This is a genomic window from Pseudoxanthomonas mexicana, assembly GCF_001556105.1.
Classification (GTDB): Bacteria; Pseudomonadota; Gammaproteobacteria; order Xanthomonadales; family Xanthomonadaceae; genus Pseudoxanthomonas_A; species Pseudoxanthomonas_A mexicana_A.
In genome coordinates this window covers 31,216-49,722 of the sequence record NZ_LSIF01000062.1, presented here as the reverse complement: position 1 = coordinate 49,722, position 18,507 = coordinate 31,216, and the positions used below count along the sequence as shown (strand labels likewise).

At 66.4% G+C, this 18,507-nt stretch carries 17 protein-coding genes; 11 read left to right on the top strand and 6 right to left on the bottom strand.

Going from position 1 to position 18,507, the window contains the following annotated elements; translation table 11 throughout:
- Positions 1–4: 4 nt before the first annotated feature.
- The 11 genes from can to AX730_RS11090 all read left to right on the top strand — a co-directional run bounded on the left by can (position 5) and on the right by AX730_RS11090 (position 9,260).
- Positions 5–679, top strand: a complete 675-nt coding sequence (gene can, locus AX730_RS11140) for a carbonate dehydratase (RefSeq protein WP_062356261.1) — start codon at positions 5–7, stop codon at positions 677–679.
- Entirely contained in the window at positions 672–1,067 is a 396-nt protein-coding gene (locus AX730_RS11135; RefSeq protein WP_062356258.1) for a RidA family protein, read from the top strand. Before can ends, AX730_RS11135 begins: the two co-directional genes overlap by 8 nt.
- 1 nt (position 1,068) lies before the next feature.
- Entirely contained in the window at positions 1,069–1,617 is a 549-nt protein-coding gene (locus tag AX730_RS11130) for a 3-hydroxyanthranilate 3,4-dioxygenase (protein ID WP_062356255.1), read from the top strand.
- 44 nt (positions 1,618–1,661) lie between these two features.
- Entirely contained in the window at positions 1,662–2,303 is a 642-nt protein-coding gene (locus AX730_RS11125) for a nucleotidyltransferase domain-containing protein (protein WP_157074204.1), read from the top strand.
- Entirely contained in the window at positions 2,287–2,694 is a 408-nt protein-coding gene (locus AX730_RS11120; protein ID WP_062356252.1) for a hypothetical protein, read from the top strand. The genes AX730_RS11125 and AX730_RS11120 overlap by 17 nt, the downstream gene beginning before the upstream one ends.
- Before the next feature lie 79 nt (positions 2,695–2,773).
- Positions 2,774–3,784, top strand: coding sequence for an amidohydrolase family protein (locus tag AX730_RS11115; RefSeq protein WP_062356244.1), 1,011 nt, complete (start codon positions 2,774–2,776; stop codon positions 3,782–3,784).
- 59 nt (positions 3,785–3,843) lie between these two features.
- Positions 3,844–5,118: a kynureninase gene (gene kynU / locus AX730_RS11110; RefSeq protein ID WP_062356241.1), complete on the top strand. Its 1,275-nt coding sequence runs from the start codon at positions 3,844–3,846 to the stop codon at positions 5,116–5,118.
- Positions 5,119–5,139: 21 nt separating this feature from the next.
- Positions 5,140–6,504: an FAD-dependent oxidoreductase gene (locus AX730_RS11105; protein ID WP_062356301.1), complete on the top strand. Its 1,365-nt coding sequence runs from the start codon at positions 5,140–5,142 to the stop codon at positions 6,502–6,504.
- Positions 6,501–7,940, top strand: coding sequence for an exodeoxyribonuclease I (gene sbcB / locus AX730_RS11100; RefSeq protein ID WP_062356238.1), 1,440 nt, complete (start codon positions 6,501–6,503; stop codon positions 7,938–7,940). The genes AX730_RS11105 and sbcB overlap by 4 nt, the downstream gene beginning before the upstream one ends.
- A gap of 59 nt (positions 7,941–7,999) precedes the next feature.
- Entirely contained in the window at positions 8,000–8,686 is a 687-nt protein-coding gene (locus tag AX730_RS11095) for a DUF2461 domain-containing protein (protein ID WP_062356297.1), read from the top strand.
- Between the two features lie 31 nt (positions 8,687–8,717).
- Positions 8,718–9,260, top strand: a complete 543-nt coding sequence (locus AX730_RS11090) for a DUF2939 domain-containing protein (protein WP_062356236.1) — start codon at positions 8,718–8,720, stop codon at positions 9,258–9,260.
- A 15-nt stretch (positions 9,261–9,275) separates the two neighbouring features.
- Here the strand turns inward: AX730_RS11090 and AX730_RS11085 are convergent, their stop codons facing one another.
- The 6 genes from AX730_RS11085 to AX730_RS11060 form a co-directional block, all read right to left on the bottom strand.
- Entirely contained in the window at positions 9,276–10,010 is a 735-nt protein-coding gene (locus AX730_RS11085; protein WP_062356233.1) for a hypothetical protein, read from the bottom strand.
- Positions 10,011–10,110: 100 nt separating this feature from the next.
- Entirely contained in the window at positions 10,111–11,019 is a 909-nt protein-coding gene (locus AX730_RS11080; protein WP_062356231.1) for a 5'-nucleotidase, read from the bottom strand.
- Between the two features lie 53 nt (positions 11,020–11,072).
- Positions 11,073–11,561 (bottom strand): hypothetical protein, encoded by a 489-nt coding sequence (locus AX730_RS11075; RefSeq protein WP_062356228.1) that lies wholly within the window; start codon positions 11,559–11,561, stop codon positions 11,073–11,075.
- Positions 11,562–11,680: 119 nt separating this feature from the next.
- Positions 11,681–12,448 carry an NAD kinase gene (locus tag AX730_RS11070; protein ID WP_062356295.1) on the bottom strand — a complete coding sequence of 256 codons (768 nt, stop codon included), beginning with the start codon at positions 12,446–12,448 and terminating at the stop codon, positions 11,681–11,683.
- A 29-nt stretch (positions 12,449–12,477) separates the two neighbouring features.
- On the bottom strand, positions 12,478–13,083 hold the full coding sequence (locus AX730_RS11065; protein ID WP_062356225.1) for a hypothetical protein: 606 nt from the start codon (positions 13,081–13,083) through the stop codon (positions 12,478–12,480).
- Between the two features lie 74 nt (positions 13,084–13,157).
- Positions 13,158–18,230, bottom strand: a complete 5,073-nt coding sequence (locus AX730_RS11060; protein ID WP_083537864.1) for an NAD-glutamate dehydrogenase — start codon at positions 18,228–18,230, stop codon at positions 13,158–13,160.
- Between the last annotated feature and the right edge of the window lie 277 nt (positions 18,231–18,507).

Here is an 18,507-nt window from a genome sequence, read left to right as displayed (position 1 = left end):
CCGAATGTCCGACCTTTCCGAACTCGCACAACTGCTGCAGAACAACCGCGACTGGGCCGCCCGCATCAAGCAGGAGGACCCCGGCTTCTTCAAGCGGTTGTCGCAGCAGCAGTCGCCGCGCTACCTGTGGATCGGTTGCTCCGATTCGCGCGTGCCGGCCAACCAGATCCTGGGCCTGGACCCGGGCGAGGTGTTCGTCCACCGCAACATCGCCAACGTCATGTCGCATGGTGACCTCAATGCGCTGTCGGTGATCCAGTTCGCCGTCGACATCCTCAAGGTCGAACATATCCTGCTGGTCGGCCACTACGGCTGCGGCGGCGTGCATGCGGCGATGACCGGGTTGCGCGTGGGCCTGGCCGACAATTGGCTGCGTCATGTCGCCGACGTGGCACTGAAACACGATGCATTGCTGGCGCAGGTCGATACCGAATCGCTGCGCCACGCGCGACTGTGCGAGCTCAACGTCATCGAGCAGGTGTTCAATGTAGGCCAGACCACGGTCGTGCAGGATGCCTGGGCGCGTGGACAGCCCCTCGCCATCCACGGCTGGGTTTACAGCCTGTTCGACGGCCGCGTCCGCGAACTCGGCATGGACGTGGCGGCGCAGGACGAGTTGCAGCCCTCTTACCAGCGCGCCCTCGCCGGTGTGCCGCCGAAGGGCAAGCGCGATGAGTGAGGTTGTGCAGGCCGGCGGCGCGCCGAAGCCGGTGGGGCGCTACCCGCACGCGCGCCGTGTCGGCGACCTGCTGTTCCTCTCCGGCATCGGGCCGCGCGAGCCGGCAACCAACGCGATTCCCGACGGCATCGAAGCGCAGACGCATGCCGTCTTCGCCAACGTACGCGCGGTGCTGGATGCCAGCGGCGCGCGCTGGGAAGACTTGGCGGACGTGACCGTCTACCTCACCGATATGGCTGGCGACTTCGCCGGCTACAACCGGGTGTGGGCGGAGTATTTTCCGGACGCCGCCACCGCACCCTGCCGCACCACGCTGGGCATCACCGCCCTACCCACGCCGATCTCGATAGAACTGAAGTGCATCGCGCACCTGCCGGAGCGCCGCTGACGTGCTGCCAAACCCACTCAACGTCCAGGCCTGGATCGACGAACACCGCCACCTGCTGAAGCCACCGGTCGGCAACAAGGTCATTTACGACGGCGACTTCATCGTGATGGTGGTGGGTGGGCCGAACGCGCGCACCGACTATCACTGGGACGAAGGCCCGGAGTGGTTCTACCAGCTGGAAGGCGAGATGGTGCTGCGCATCCAGGAAGACGGCGCCGTCCGCGACATCCCGATCCGCGCCGGCGAGATCTTCCTGCTACCGCCGCGCGTGCCTCATTCGCCTCAACGCATGCCCGGCTCGGTCGGGTTGGTGATCGAGCGCAAGCGCCTGCCGCATGAGGACGACGGCCTGCTCTGGTTCTGCGAGCGCTGCAACCAGAAGGTCTACGAGGAGTATTTCCACCTCAACGACATCGAGCAGGATTTCTTCCGCGTGTTCGAGGCCTTCTACCGCAGCGACGACCTGCGGACATGCAAGGCGTGCGGGCATCTGAACCCCCGCCCCAGCCGCTACGAGATGCAGGCGGACTCGCGGGCCGATATCACCTGAGCTTGCACTTGCCCAATCTGGGCATTATCGTACCCGATATGGGCATGGACGACACCCCCCGATCCGGGAAAGTCAGCGAAGCGGCGGCGCGCTACGCCACCGCCAGCCTGTCGGGCGCCCTGTTCACCACCACCCAGCAGCGGGTGCTGGCCTGCCTGTTCGGCGAATCCGGCCGCAGCTACGCGGTCAACGAGCTGATCCAGGCCACTGGCGCCGGCAGCGGCGCGGTCCAGCGCGAGCTGGCCCGGCTGGCCGGCAGCGGCCTGCTGACCGTCGAGCACGTCGGCAACCAGAAGCGCTACCGCGCCAATCCCGATGCGCCGATCCACGACGAACTGGTCTCCATCGTCCGCAAGACCTTCGGCCTGGCCGAGCCGTTGCGCGAAGCGCTGGCGCCGCTGGCGGACCGCATCCACGCCGCCTTTCTGTACGGCTCCATCGCCAAGGGCAGCGACACGGCGCGCAGCGATATCGACCTGATGGTGGTCGCCGACGACCTGGCCTACGCCGAGGTGATGCTGGCGCTGCATCCCGTCGCCGAGCGGCTGGGCCGGCAGATTAACCCCACCGTCTATGCGCGCGACGAACTGCGCAGCCGTCTCGAGGCCGGCAACAGCTTCGTCACCCGCGTGCTGCAGCAACCGCGGCAATGGCTGATCGGGAGCGACGATGACCTCGCCGCTTGAGAAACTGGCCACCCACAGCGGCCCGCTCAGCGCCGAACCTCCCGAAAAAAAGGAAACCGCGGGCCTGCTGCGCTCCGGTCTGGCGCGACTGGCCGACGCGCACAACGAAGCGCTGTCGCTCGAAAGCCGCTTCGACCTGGCCTACAACGCCGCCCATGCGCTGAGCCTGGCGGCGCTGCGCCGTGCGGGTTTCCGCGCGCGCCACCGCTACATCGTCTTCCAGGTGCTGCCCCACACGCTGGGACTCGGGCCCGAGGTCTGGCGGGTGCTGGCCAAGGCGCACGACCAGCGCAACCTGGCCGAGTACGAAGGTCACGTGGAGGTGGACCGCCGCCTGGTCAACGATGTGATCGCCGCCTGCGAGCGTGTCTCCAACGCGCTGGAACGATGAACGCAGACGCCATGCACGTTTACGTTCCATCGCGGCACTGCAGCGCGAATCCCGCACGTGCATTGCCTACAATCCGACGATGCTGAAAATCGACACCCATGCGCATTTCCTGCCCCGCGACTGGCCCGATCTCGCGGCCAAGTACGGCGACCTGCGCTTCCCGGTGATCCATCATGGCGACGACGGTCGCCATCGCATCTACAAGGACGGCAAGTTCTTCCGCGAAATCTGGCCGAAGACGTGGGACCCGGAAGAACGTATCGCCGACTACGCTCGCTTTGGCGTGCAGGTGCAGGTGATCAGCACGGTGCCGGTGATGTTCAGCTACTGGGCCAAGCCGCACCACGCGCTGGAACTGCATCAGGCGCTCAACGACCACACCGCCGCCGCGTGCCGCGACTACCCGCGTCACTACGCCGGCATCGGCACAGTGCCGATGCAATCGCCGCGCCTGGCCGTGCAGGAACTGGAACGCTGCATGGACCAGTTGGGCCTGCAGGGCGTGCAGATCGGCAGCCACGTCAACGACTGGAACCTGGACGCGACGGAGCTGTTCGAGTTCTTCCAGGCGGCCAGCGAGCTGGGCGCCGCGATCCTCGTGCACCCCTGGGACATGATGGGCGCCGCGTCGATGCCGAAGTACTGGTTGCCCTGGCTGGTCGGCATGCCCGCCGAGCAGTCGCGTGCCGCATGCAGCCTGATCTTCGGTGGCGTGCTGGAACGACTGCCCGACCTCAAGGTCTGTTTCGCCCACGGCGGTGGCAGCTTCCCGTACACCATCGGTCGCATCGAGCACGGCTTCAACATGCGCCCGGACCTCGTCGCCACCGACAACCCGCGCAATCCGCGCGACTATCTGGGCCGCGTGTACTTCGATTCCTGGGTCGCCGATCCGCGCGCCCTGCGCTACCTGCTGGACACCGTCGGCCACGAGCGCGTCATGCTCGGCACCGACTATCCATTCCCGCTGGGCGAACAGGAACCCGGCGCCGGCATCGCCGCGCTGGGCCTGGACGATGCGCAGCAGGCACGCATTTACCACGGTACGGCGCTCGAGTGGCTGGGCCTGCCGGCTTCAAGATTCGCATGACGTTCCTTTCCGCACCGGTGGCACGCCGCCGGCACCGTTCCACCTGATCCGACGCACACATGACCGACCCGTTGTCCCGTACCCACATCATCGCCCTTGACGCCGCCGATCCCCTGCGTGCGCTGCGCAATGAGTTCCTGATTCCCCGCCACAAGCACAACGACCAGATCTACTTCTGCGGCAACTCGCTGGGCCTGCAGCCGAAGGGCGCACGCGTCCACCTCAACGAGGCGCTGGACAAGTGGGCGAACGAAGCCGTCGAAGGCCACTTCACCGGCAATGCGCAATGGATGACGTACCACGAACTGGTACGCGAGCCACTGGCGCGCATCGTGGGCGCCGAGCCGTCGGAAGTGGTGGCCATGAACACGCTGACCACCAACCTGCACCTGATGATGGTCAGTTTCTATCGCCCCACACGCGAACGGCCGGCAATCCTGATGGAAGCCGGCGCGTTTCCGTCCGACCGGCATGCGATGGAGTCGCAGGTGCGGTTCCATGGTTTCGATCCGGCGACGGACCTGATCGAAGTCGAACCGGACCAACCCGACGGCACGCTCTCGATGGCCGCGATCGAGCGTGCCATCGCCGAGCACGGCCCGCGCCTGGCGCTGGTGCTGTGGCCCGGTATCCAGTACCGCACCGGGCAAGCCTTCGACCTGGCCGAGATCACGCGCCTGGGCCACGCACAGGGCGCCGTCGTCGGCGTCGACCTGGCCCACGCGGTCGGCAACCTGCCGTTGCGCCTGCACGACAACGGCGTCGATTTCGCGGTGTGGTGCCACTACAAATACCTGAACTCGGGTCCCGGCGCCGTCGCGGGTTGTTTCGTGCATGCGCGCCACGCGAACACGGACCGGCCCCGCTTCGCCGGCTGGTGGGGCCATGAAAAGGAAACCCGTTTCCGCATGGGCCCGGCGTTCGTACCGACGCCCGGCGCCGAAGGCTGGCAGCTCAGCAACCCGCCGATCCTCGGGCTGGCACCGCTGCGTGCCTCGCTGGCGCTGTTCGAGAAGGCCGGCGGCATGGAGGCGATCCGCACCAAGTCGCTGAAGATCACCGGCCTGCTCGAGGCGCTGATCCAGGCACGGCTGTCCGACGTGCTGCAGATCATCACGCCCGCCAACACGGCACAGCGCGGTGCGCAGCTGTCGCTGCGCGTGATCGGCGGCCGCGAACGCGGCCGGGAGTTGTTCGAGTACCTGTTGTCGGTCGGCACCGTCGGTGACTGGCGCGAACCGGACGTGATCCGTATCTCGCCCGCCCCGCTCTACAACCGCTACATGGACGTGCATCGCTTCGTCGAGGAAGTCGAGACGTGGCGGGGCTTCTGATCCGGAGACGCGATCTTGCGCATTGATACGCCGCGGCACATCACCATCATCGGCGCCGGCCTGGCCGGTGCGCTGCTGGCCACGCTGATGGCGCGCGCAGGCTGGCGCGTGGACGTGTTCGAGAAGCGCGGCGATCCTCGCGTGCAGGGCTATGCCGGCGGCCGCTCGATCAATCTGGCGCTGACCGAGCGCGGCCGCCATGCGCTGCGAATGGCCGACGCCGACGATGCGGTCATGCGGCAGGCCGTCATGATGCGCGGGCGCATGGTGCACGCGCTGGATGGCCGCCAGCAGCTCCAGCGCTACGGGCGCGACGACTCCGAAGTCATCTGGTCGATCCACCGGGGCGACCTGAACATCACGCTGCTCGACCTGGCAGAACGTGCGGGTGCGGCGCTGCATTTCAACCGCCGCCTGGACGAGGTGGACTTCGATGCACGCGTCGCCCGCTTCATCGACGAACAGGACGGCAGCGTCCACGCCGTCAACTTCGCGGCGCTGATCGGCGCGGATGGCGCCGGATCGTCGCTGCGCGGTGCCATGCAACGACGGGAGGATCTCGGCGAGCGTACCGAGTTCCTCGATCACGCCTACAAGGAACTGGAAATCCCGCCGTCCGCCGAGGGCGGCTTCGTGATGGAACCGAATGCGCTGCACATCTGGCCACGTGGCCACTACATGTGCATCGCGTTGCCGAACGACGAGCGCACGTTCACGGTGACGCTGTTCCTGCCCAACCAGGGCGACCCCAGTTTCGCCAGCGTGCGCAACGGCAGAGAGGCGAAGGCGCTGTTCCTGCGCGATTTCGCCGATGCCGTGCCGCTGATCCCCGAGTTGGAGCGGGACTGGGATGCCAACCCCACCGGCCTGCTCGCCACGCTGTACCTCGATCGCTGGCATCTCGGCGGACAGGCGGTGCTGCTCGGCGACGCAGCCCATGCGATGGTGCCGTTCCACGGCCAGGGCATGAACTGCGCCTTCGAGGACTGCGTCTCGCTGTCACGCCACCTGCAGGCTTCTGGCGATCTGGCTCACGCCTTCACCGCCTTCGAAGCCGAGCGCAAGCCGAACGCGCTCGCCATCCAGGAGATGGCACTGGAGAACTACGTGGAGATGCGCGACAAGGTCGACGACAGCGGCTTCCTGCTGCAGCGCGAACTGGAGCTGGCGTTGCAAGGACGGCATCCGAAGCGCTTCGTGCCGCATTACACGATGGTCAGCTTCATGCGGATTCCGTACGCGGTCGCGCAACACCGCAGCCATGTACAGCGCGACTTGCTGGTGCGGCATACCGCCGGACGCGCATCGCTGGACGGCATCGACTGGATCGCCGTGGATGCCGATGTCCAAACGCTACTGCCGGTATTGGAGGAAGCCGCCGCGTGAGCGCGAGCTTCCTCTTCTACGATCTCGAGACCTTCGGCGCCGATCCCCGTCGTAGCCGACTGGCGCAATTCGCCGCTGTCCGCACGACGCCCGCGCTGGACGTGATCGACGAGCCGATCAGCTTCTTCGTACAGCCCGCCGATGACCTGCTGCCCTCGCCCATTGCCACGCTGATCACGGGCATCACGCCGCAACAGGCGCTGCGCGACGGCGTCAACGAGGCCGAGGCGTTCGCCCGCATCGCCGACGAGATGGGGCGTCCCGAGACCTGCACGCTCGGCTACAACAGCCTGCGCTTCGACGACGAGTTCGTACGCCACGGCCTGTTCCGCAATTTCCACGAACCCTATGAGCGCGAATGGCGAGGCGGCAACTCGCGCTGGGACCTGCTGGACGTGATGCGGCTGATGCACGCACTGCGCCCGGCTGGCATCACCTGGCCGAAGCGCGAAGACGGCGCCACGTCGTTCAAGCTGGAGCAACTCGCGCTCGCCAACCGCGTGCGCGATGGCGATGCGCACGAGGCATTGTCGGACGTTTACGCCACCATCGGCCTGGCGCGCCTGATGCGACAGGCGCAACCACGCCTGTGGGAGTACGCGCTGCAGTTGCGCGACAAGCGCTTCGCCGCACGCCTGCTCGATACGACGGCCATGCTGCCCGTGCTGCATGTCTCGCAGCGCTATCCCGCGCATCGGCTGTGTGCCGCGCCGGTGATCCCACTGGCCCGGCATCCGCGCATCGACAACCGGATCGTGGTGTTCGACCTGGACAGCGACCCGACACCCCTGTTGTCGATGTCGCCGGACGACATCGCCGACCGGCTCTATACGCCCGCCGCTGACCTCCCCGAGGGCGAACAGCGGATCCCGCTGAAGGAAGTCCACCTGAACCGCGCGCCGGCACTGGTCGCCTGGTCGCACCTGCGGCCGGCGGACATGGATCGGCTCGGTATCGATCCGGCGCGCTGCGAGCGCCATGCCGCGATCCTGCGCGAGGCCGGCCCCGAGCTCGCCGAGACCGTGCGCCGGGTCTTCTCCAATGAACGCAGCTTCGAACCGGGCGACGTGGACGGATCGCTGTACGGCGGTTTCCTGGCCGATGCGGACAAACGGCGCTTCACCGACGTGCGGACCACACCGCCGGCCTTGCTCGGCCAGCGCGATTTCGGCTTCCGCGATGCGCGCCTGCCGGAACTGCTGTTCCGTTACCGCGCCCGTAACTGGCCGGACACGCTTTCCGCAGAGGAGCGCCAGCGCTGGGACGATTACCGCCGCCAGCGGCTGACGACCGACAGCGGCCTGTCGGAGTACAGCTTCGAGACCTTCGATGCCGAGGTCGCGCAACAGCGGCAGGCGCAGGCCGGGAACGCCGACCGGCTGGCGCTGCTGGACAGGATCCAGCAGTGGCGCAACGACCTGAAGGCGAGCCTGTAGCGGGATGTCGAGGGCCGTTTTGTCGATCCCGTGACACCGGCTTGTCTAGAATGGCAGCCATGGCCACTTATTTCTCCGATGCCAGTTTCAAGTTCCTGCGCGGGCTGGCGCGCCACAATGACAAGACCTGGTTCAACGACCACAAGGCGCAGTACGAAGACCATGTCCGCCAGCCGTTCCTGCGTCTGCTGACGGACCTGCAGCCGGATCTCGCCGCGGTCAGCCTGCATTTCCGCGCGGATCCGAAGACCGTCGGTGGCTCGCTGTTCCGCATTTTTCGCGATGCACGCTTTTCCAACGACAAGTCGCCGTACAAGTCCTGGCAGGGTGCACGCCTGTACCACGAGCGCCACAAGCAGGTGCCGGCACCGTCGTTCTATCTGCACCTGCAACCGGGCGAATGCTTCGTCGGCGCCGGGCTGTGGCATCCGGAGCCGGACACGCAGCGCCGCGTGCGCCAGTTCATCCTCGACAATCCGGGCAGCTGGAAGAAGGCCGCCCACGATCCGGCCTTCCGCCGCCGCTTCGACTTCGAGGAAAGCGAGAAGCTGGTGCGGCCGCCGCGTGGCTTTCCAGCGGATTTCGAGTTCATCGAAGACCTGAAGCATCGCAACTTCGTGTTCTGGCGCTCACTGGACGATGCCACGATGACCGGGCCGCGCTTGCGGCAGGCACTGGCCGGCGACCTGAAGACGCTGGGACCGTTCGTCGATTACCTGTGTGCCGCGCTGGATCTGGAATTCTGACCCGGATTGCTCAACGTTGAAGGGCTCGTCGATGAAGAAGTGGCTCGCAGGCGGTGCGTTGTTGGCGGTGTTGCTGGGATTGGCGACGTACGTGGTGGCCGGTCCCTATCTCGCGATCCACGGCATCCGCACCGCCTTGGCGGAGCAGGACACGACCAAGCTGCAGAAGCACGTCGACTTTCCCGCACTGCGGGTCAACCTGCGCGCACAGGTCGAGGACTATCTGGCCCGCAAGGCCGGGCCGGAGGTGTCGTCGAACCTGTTCGGCGCGGCGGCCCTGTCGATTGCCAACCAGGTGCTTGGACGCGGTGTGGACACGCTGGTCACGCCGATGGGCATCGCCACCGTGCTGCAGGGACGCGCCACGTGGAAGCGCGCGATCGGCGAGACCGTCGGCGGCGACACGTATGCCCCTCCCGTACCGGCCGAACCGCTGAAAGGCGCAGAGCACCAATACGAATCCCTGTCCCGCTTCACCGCCACCGTCCACGACGAAAACGGCAGTCCCATCGTACTTGTGTTCACCCGGCAGGGATTGCGGTGGCGGCTGACGGACATCCGGCTGCCGCTTTGAGCCACGTCCGCGGCTTCACCCTGCCAGGCGGGGACGCGGCTGTGTCCACAGCGCATCGACGTTCGGCAACGCGACCCTGAACATGTCGCCCACCGTACGCACGGCATCCAGCGTGGCCGCGCGAATCGATGCTTCGAGCTCATCGTCCGTCTCCTCGTCGTGCCACACGTTGGCCAGCAGCACGCTGGTTTTCTCGTAATTGTCGACCGCGCCATCCGCGCCCACGCGCTCGATCTTGGAGGTCCAGTTGCTCTGCCAGTAGAAATCCTGCTGGTCGGCGAAGTGTTCGCAACGCGGCAGGAAGTAGAGCGGCCCGCCGGCATGCGGAAGCCGGTCCAGTCCTTCGGTGATCGTGAAGGCATAGACATGCCCGCTGTCGTACGCATAGCGTGTACCCGGCACCAGCTGGAAGCTGTGCAGGTCAGCATCCGCGATCTGGGCCCCTCTGCAGAAAAGACCGTCGCCGATCGTGGCGTAGTGCGGCGACAGTACCTGCAACGATGCGGAGGCCATGCGCCTCGCGTGTATCACGCGCTTTTTCAACGGCAGCCAGTAGCTGACGTAGTACAGATGCCACCCGTCATCCACGTACGCCCAGAAATCCGGGCCGTCTCCGCCCCACTGGACCACCCGGCACGCGGCGGCGCTCAGTTCGAGGTCGTAGACTTTCTCTTCGGTGATGCGCTGGCTGTTCCATTCGCGCCGGCGATGGAACAGGCACAGGCGACCTTCACGTTCTTCCAGGCACACGACACGCTCCCCGAACCGCGCTTCACCAGGCTGCGAAGCTGCTTGTGCTCAACCTATCGGGGAGGTCCGCACCGGCCGGACAGGCGCGGCGCGATATGCGTCACGGATTCGCAACGCCGTGGGGAACGTGACCGGCGGCAACGTGCTGGCGGGCACTGTCGATATTGTGTTGCGAGTCGTCGAAGAAGATGTCGGCACCGAAGGCTTCCAGGAACGGCCCCTTGTGTCGCCCGCCGAGGAACAGCGCTTCATCCAGGCGCACACCCCATTCGCGCAAGGTGCGGATCACACGTTCGTGCGCTGGTGCAGAACGTGCAGTAACCAGCGCAGTGCGGATCGGCGAACGCTCGTCCGCCGGGAACGCTTGCTGCAACTGATGCAGCGCCGAGAGGAAATTGCGGAACGGGCCGCCGGACAACGGCTCGCGCGCGCGCGCCTGCTCATGCTTGCCGAACGCTTCCACGCCCTGTTCGCGCGAGATGCGTTCGCTCTCGTCCCCGAAGATCACTGCATCGCCGTCGAAGGCGATGCGCAACTGGTGTTCGTGGCGCAGCTGTGGTGCGCCCGCCGGCAGGATGGTGGCGGCGGCGATGCCGTGTTCGAGGGACCGCCGCACCGATTCGGGATTGGCCGACAGGAACAGGTCCGTGCCGAACGGCTTCACGTAAGGCCAGGTCGGCTCGCCTGCGGTGAACGTCGCGCGCACGATCCCCAGTCCGTAGTGCTGGATGGAGTTGAAGATGCGCAGGCCGGTGTCCGCGGAGTTGCGGGACAGCAGGATCACTTCGACCCGGGGCGCTTCCGGTGATGCGCCGGCATTGAGCGCCAGCAATTTGCGTACCACCGGATAGGCGATGCCGGGTGCCAGCACGTCGTCCTCGTGGGTGCGCTGGAAATCGGCGTAGGCCTGCACACCCTCGCGCTCGTAAAGTGCGTGGCTTTCTTCAAGATCGAACAGGGCGCGCGAGGTGACCGCGACGGTCAGCAGGCGGGGAGTGTTGTCGGCCATGCGCACAGTATCCGCGATCCTTGGCGCAGGACGCGAGACTGGACATCCCTGCCCTACCCGCCCGGCGCGGACACGACGCGCACCTGCGCCGGTGGTCCCCGCCGGTTGTCGGCCGTCACCGCACGGACTTCCACGACCATGTCGATGCGCGCCTGGCTCGCAGGCGGACCGTCCCGCCAGAGGAACACGAACTCGCTGCGTCGCCCGTCAACGCGTCCGCTCAGCGGCTCACCAGGGAAGATCGCGAGTGAGTCTTCGCCCACCACCCGGAATTCGAACCCGAGGTCACGCAGCTTGTAGTCGGTACCACGCGGCCACGCCACGCTCAGCGTCAGCAAGCCGCTGGCATCGCAGGACGCGCGGCCGTCCACACCCCGCGTCACTTCCACCAGCTCCAGTTCCGGCGGCTTCAGTCCGGCGTCCTCGCCAGCCGAGGACAAGCCACTCGTCATGAACGGCGTGGTTCCGGTGGTCAGGTTGCAGGCGGCCGCGTTTCCGGCGACCAGCCACACGCACAGCGCCAACGCGCACTTGATCTGCATCGAGACCCCTCCCCGGGTGGATGCGAACCGAACCGCTACGGGGCGCTGGATACCATGCGTGAGATGAGCCGGCAAGCCGCAACGCGGCGAAATCGCGATGTCCGTGGGGACAATGCGACTCAGGTCATGAACTGTTCGCTGAGGATGCGTTCTTCGAGGTTGTGCTCGCGGTCGAACAGCAACGTGACCGTGCGGTCGCGCGATTCGCGGATGGTGACCTCCACCACGTCACGCACTTCGTGCGAGTCCGCGGTGGCGCTGACCGGACGCTTGTACGGGTCCAGCACACGGAAACGCACCTCGGTGTCGGCCTTCAGGATGGCGCCCCGCCAGCGTCGCGGGCGGAACGGCGCGATCGGCGTCAGCGCGATGGTGTGAGAGCCCAGCGGCAGGATCGGGCCGTGCGCCGAGAAGTTGTACGCCGTGCTACCGGCCGGCGTCGCGGTCAACACGCCATCGCAGATCAGCTCGTCCAGCCGGGTCTCGCCGTTGAGGTCGATGCAGATGTGCGCCGCCTGCCGCGTCTGGCGCAGCAGCGACACTTCGTTGTAGGCCAGCGACGAGGTCGAGGTGCCGGATTCGGTCATCGCCTGCATCTCCAGCGGCCGCAGCTTGGCGGGCTCGGCCGCCGCGATCCGTTCGACCAGATCGTCCGACCGGTAGTGGTTCATCAGGAAGCCGACCGTGCCCAGCTTCATGCCGAATACCGGCTTGCCCAGCGCACCATGCCGATGCAGCGTCTGCAGCATGAAACCATCGCCACCCAACGCGCACAGCACGTCCGCTTGGTCGGGCGCATGCGCACCGTGTTCGCGCTGCAGGGCCGCCAGCGCCTCCTGCGCTTCGGGCGTGGGGCTGGCAAGAAAGGCGATGCGCGGGTCGGACATCCGTGGCTCCAGGTCGGCGGCGCGCGCAGTCAGGCGGGACAACGGGCAATCAATGATGTCACGTCGAGCGCGTCCGCGATCTTTGCGGGGTCGGTGATCATGAACGCGCCATGGTCGCGGGTCCAGTAGTCGTAGGCCAAGGCCCTCGCCTCCGGATCGGTGATGGCGAAGCGCCCCCCGGCCTCGCGCGCTTCCAGCATCCTCCGGGTCGCATCGAATGCCTCGACGCCGGCCTGCTGGAACAGCAGGCGTCCGCCGCCGTAAGCGTCGTAAAGCTGCTTTTGAAGCTTCACGTTGCCGATCAGCATCACCAGCACGGCATCCTTCTGTCCTGCCGCTTCCGGCAGCGCATAGCCATTGCCACTGCATGCCGCGTACTCGGCGATCGCCTTCTCGGCGCTTTGCTTTTCCGCCTCCGTGGGGCGGCTGGCAGCCGTGTGCTCCCGCATCCACTGGCGCAGCATCGGCGCCATGAACACCTCGCTCGCGCTGTCGGCGCGTGCTTGCCGGGTGTCGCCCACGATCTGGTCGGCATAGACCGGCTGGCCGTCGACCTGCCCGATCTGCCTGCGTGGCTCGGCCGCGTTCGCCGTGACCGCCCACGACAGCAACACCAGTCCTGCGATCCTGCGCATGCCTGACTCTCCCTCAAAAGAAAAAGGCGGCCCCGATGGGCCGCCTCGATTCTAACCAGCGTGCAGCGCCTTTATCAGGCCTGCGACGCCAGCTGTCCCAAGCGCTGCACCGCGACCGACGCCGTCGGATAGTCCAGCGTCTTCTGCGCCGCCAGCTCGTTGAGCATGCTCAGCGTGAATCGCAGGCCCGCGTCGTCGCGGCCCAGCCACGCCTTGACCTTGGCGTCGGCGTTACTGCCCGGCAGCGACAGCACCTGGTTGGCCAGCGTGCGCTGGTGCGCGGCGAGCTCGTCGCGCAGCACGCCACGGGCCACCGCATGCCAGCGGCCGTCGACCTTCAGGGCCTCGATCTGTTCCTGCAGCCACGGCAGGTGCAGGGCCTCGCCCAGGCGGTAATGGACCTTGGACACGTCGACCGGCTTGAGCTTGCGCGCGCGCGCCAGTTCGATGATGTCGCAGGACGGCTCCAGGTACGGCAGCGCGGCGATCTGGCCCGCCAGTGCCGCAGGCAGTCCCTTGTCCTTCCATTCCTGCAGGGTCGCGTTGTACGCCGGACGCAGCGAATCCGGCAACACGCCGTCGGCGGCGCGAATCTCGTTGAAGCCGTCGTGGTAGCGCTCCACGGCGGTGGCGATCGCCGGGATGGGTCCCTGGCGCGTCAACAGCCAGCGCGTGAAGTTGCGCTGCACCTGCCAGATCACCTGCAAGGCATCGATCTGCACGGACTCCGGCACCTTGCCGTCCAACGCGTCGATCTGGTTCCACAGCGCCCGCGCATCCAGCGTCTCGCGGGTGATGGTGAAGGCCTTGGCGACTTCCGCCGGCGAGCGGCCGGTGTCTTCCTGCATGCGCAACAGGAACGTCGCACCCATGCGGTTGATGGTGGTGTTGGTGACCGCGGTCGCGATGATCTCGCGCTTCAGGCGGTGCTTCTCCATCTCCGAGGCGTACTTCTTCTGCAGCGGCTGCGGGAAGTAGCGCTGCAGCTCCTTGGACAGGTACGGATCTTCGGGAATGTCGGATTCCAGCAGCTGCTGGAACGCGACCAGCTTGGAGTACGACAGCAGCACCGACAGTTCGGGTCGCGTCAGGCCCTGGCCCCGCGCCTTGCGCTCGGCCAGTTCGGCGTCGGACGGCAGGAACTCGATCTGGCGATCCAGCAACCCCTGCGATTCCAGCGTCTGGATGAAGTGTTGCTTCGAGCCCAGGCGCGACACGCTCATCCGCTCCATCAGGCTGATGGCCTGGTTCTGGCGATAGTTGTCCCACAGCACCAGCTCGGCCACTTCGCCGGTCATGTCGGCCAGCAGCTTGTTGCGGGCGTCCATCGACAGCTTCTTGCCCTGCACCACGCCGTTCAGCAGGATCTTGATGTTCACCTCGTGGTCGGAGGTGTCCACGCCGGCGGAGTTGTCGATGAAATCGGTATTGAGCAGCACGCCGTGCTGGGCGGCTTCGATGCGGCCCAACTGGGTCAGGCCCAGGTTGCCGCCCTCGCCCACCACCTTGCAGCGCAGGTCGCGGCCATCGACACGCAGGCCGTTGTTGGCACGGTCGCCGACATCGGCGTGCGTCTCCCCAGCGGCCTTGACGTAGGTACCGATGCCGCCGTTCCACAGCAGGTCGACCGGCGACTTCAGGATGGCGCTCATCAGTTCGTTCGGCGTCATCGACTTCACGCCGTCGGCGATGCCGAGCGCGGCGCGCACTTCCGGCGTGATCTCGATGGATTTCGCGCTGCGCGGATGGATGCCGCCGCCCTTCGAGATCAGCTTGGCGTCGTAGTCGGCCCAGCTGGAACGCGGCACCTTGAACATGCGGTCGCGCTCCTTGAACGACCGTGCCGCATCCGGCGTCGGGTCCAGGAAGATATGGCGGTGGTCGAATGCGGCCAGCAGCAGGATGTGTTCGGACAGCAGCATGCCGTTGCCGAACACGTCGCCCGACATGTCGCCGATGCCGACGCAGGTGAAGTCCTCGGACTGGCTGTCGCGATTCATCGCACGGAAATGACGCTTGACCGACTCCCACGCGCCGCGCGCGGTGATGCCCATGCCCTTGTGGTCGTAACCCACCGAACCGCCGGAGGCGAACGCGTCGCCCATCCAGAAGCCATGCTCAATCGCCAGGCCATTGGCGATGTCGGAGAACGTCGCCGTGCCCTTGTCGGCCGCGACGACCAGGTACGGGTCGTCCTGGTCGTGGCGCACCACATCCACCGGCGGCACGATCTTGTTGCCGACGATGTTGTCGGTGATGTCCAGCAAGCCCTGGATGAAGAGTTTGTAGCAGGCGATGCCTTCGGCCAGCACCGCATCGCGGTCGCCGCCGACCGGCGAGCGCTTGACGAAGAAGCCGCCTTTCGCACCGACCGGCACGATCACGGTGTTCTTCACCATCTGCGCTTTCACCAGACCCAGTACTTCGGTGCGGAAGTCCTCGCGCCGATCGGACCAGCGCAAGCCGCCACGCGCGACCGGGCCGAAGCGCAGGTGCACGCCTTCAACGCGCGGGCCGTAGACGAAGATCTCGCGGTAAGGGCGCGGCTTCGGCAGGTCCGGCACCTTGGCCGAGTCGAACTTGAAGCTGATCGTGTGCGCCGGCTGGCCGTCCTTGCCGCTCTGGTAGAAGCTGGTACGCAGCGTCGCCTCGATGGCGCCCATGAAGCCGCGCAGGATGCGGTCCTCGTCCAGGCTGGACACGCGATCCATCAGCTTGACCAGCGCCTTGTGCGCCGACTCGACCTGCTGGTCGCGCTTGCCGCCGCGCGCATCCACCAGGCTGGCGAGCGTCTTCGCCGTAGTTTCGTCGTCGCCGGCCAGCGCCTTCAGCTGCGCCGCGAAGCGATCCTGGCCTTCCTTGACCTGCGTCTTGCTTTCGCTGCCGGTCGCCGGATCGAAGCGTGCTTCGAACAGTTCCACCAGCAAGCGCGCGAGCAGCGGGTAGCGGTTGAGGGTTTCCTCGACATAGCTCTGCGAGAACGGCACGCCGGTCTGCAGCAGGTACTTGCAGTAACCACGCAACAGCGCGATCTGGCGCCAGGCCAGGCCGGCGCCCAGCACCAACTTGTTGAACCCGTCGTTCTCGGCGTCGCCGCTCCAGACGCGGGCGAACGCATCCTCGAACGTCGGCGCCAGGCGTTCGACATCGACCTCACCGCTGACCGGCTCGACCTCGAATTCCTGGATGTAACGCGCGCCCTGCGCGGTTTCCAGCCGAAACGGATGTTCGGAGATCACGCGCAGGCCCATGTTCTCCATCAGCGGCAGCGCGTCGGAGAGCGGGATGTCGGTTTCCTGGCGATAGAGATTCAGGCGCAGGCGGCCCTGGCCCGGACGCTTGCGGCGCGACTCGTGCAGGCTCAGGCGCAGGTCGTCCGTGCCATTCAACGCGGCGAGGTGTTCGACATCGCGCGCGGCGCCTTCCGGCGACACCACCTCGATGTAACCCGCCGGCAACGCACGGCCGTAGCTGCCGGCCAGCAACAGCCCTTTCGATTCGCCATGCCGCGCGATCAGCGTTTCGCGCAGGTCGTCCTGCCAGTTGCGCAACAGGTGCGCGATATCGGCCTCGAGCGACGCCGTGTCCACGTCGACCTGTTCTCCAGCCTTCGGGCGGATGGTGAGGTGCAACTGCGCCAGCGGCGATTCGCCCAGCAGCACGCTGCTGTCGACATACTCGCCGCGCATCGCGTCCTTCAGCAACGACTCGATGCGCAGGCGCACGTCGGTGTTGAAGCGCTCGCGCGGGATGTAGACCAGCGCCGAATAGAAGCGGCCGTAGCGGTCGCGGCGCAGGAACAGCTTGCTGCGCACGCGCTCCTGCAGGCCAAGGATGCCCATCGAGGTGCGGAACAGCTCCTCGTCGCTGGACTGGAACAGCTCCTCGCGCGGCAGCGTCTCCAGGATATGGCGCAGCGCCTTGCCGCTGTGCCCGCTCGGCGACAGGCCGGACTTCTGCATCACGTACTCGTGGCGCTCGCGCACCAGCGGGATCTCCCACGGCCGGCGGTTGTAGGCGCTGGAGGTGTAGAGGCCGATGAACCGCTGCTCCGCGATCGGGTTGCCCTGCGCGTCGAACTCGAGCACGCCGATGTAGTCCATGTTGCCCGGGCGGTGCACGGTGGAACGACGGTTGGTCTTGGTGAGGATCAGCGCATCCACCGAACCGCCCTGCGGCAGGTAATGCGCGGCCAGCGTCTTCACGTTGCGCGGCGGCTGGGTGTCGCCCTCGCGTAGCAGGCCCAGCCCGCTATCCTCGACGGCGGCCAGGATGCCCGTGCCCTTCTCGACGCGGTACTCGCGGTACCCGAAGAAGGTGAAGTGGTCGGCGGCGGCCCAGCGCATGAACTCCTGCGCTTCGCGGCGGCCATCGTCGTCGACGGGCATGCGACGGGTGGCCATGTCATCGGCCAGTGCCAGCATCTTCTCTCGCATCGCGCTCCAGTCGCGCACGATCGAGCGGACTTCGCCCAACACCAGGCGGATGCGCTTCTCGATCTGCGCCATTTCTTCCGGCGGCAGGCGATCGATTTCCAGCAGCATCAGCGATTCGTGCTTACCCTCGCCGACCGCCGACACCTTGCCGGCCTTGTCGCGGGCGAAGCGGACCAGCGGGTGGCCAAGCACATGGACACCCACGCCCATGTCCGCCAGCGCCATGCTGACCGAGTCCACCAGGAACGGCATGTCGTCGTTGATGATCTGCAGCACGGTATGCGGCGATTCCCAACCATGCGATTTCTGCGTGGCATTGAAGATGCGCACGTTCGCGGTGCCCGCCTTGCGGGTACGTGCGAAGGCCAGCGTGTCGGCAGCGATCGCCGCCCAGCCATCGGCGCTGTGGTGGGGATACTCGTCCTCCTCCATGCGCTTGTAGAACGCCTCGGCAAAGGTCTGCGCCTCGGCCTGCGCGACAGCGCCCGATACCCGCTTGCGGATCGCCGCCAGGATCGGGGACAACGAGAACGCCTCGCCTGCCTTTGCCACCGCATTGCCCTTGTCCGCCGCGGCCTTCGCCGCTTTCACCGGTCGGGCAGCCACCCTCTTGCTGGGCGTTGCCTTCGGGCTCACGGATGTCGTGGCCTTGGCGGCTTCCGGTTTGGGCGTGTTTTTCGAGGCTTTTTTGGGGCTGCGCGCAGCGTTCATGCAGAGGATGACTCAACAAGTGGTAGTCGAATGGTCATTGTATCTCCGGGTGCCATGACAAGACTTGCTGCGAGGCGTCATAGGCGCGACTTGCAATCGCATCGCGGATTGTCTAGCGCCGCACTGGATTCTCGTATGCGGCATGGTGCGGCCGCACCATGCGGCTGCGAATGGCGACGCGCCGCATCGTCACGTGTTTTTCACAACTTGGCGCGCTTGCTTTGTGCACGGAAACATCTTGTTTTCAAGCCTGTCAAAATTCTGAACTGGACGGTAT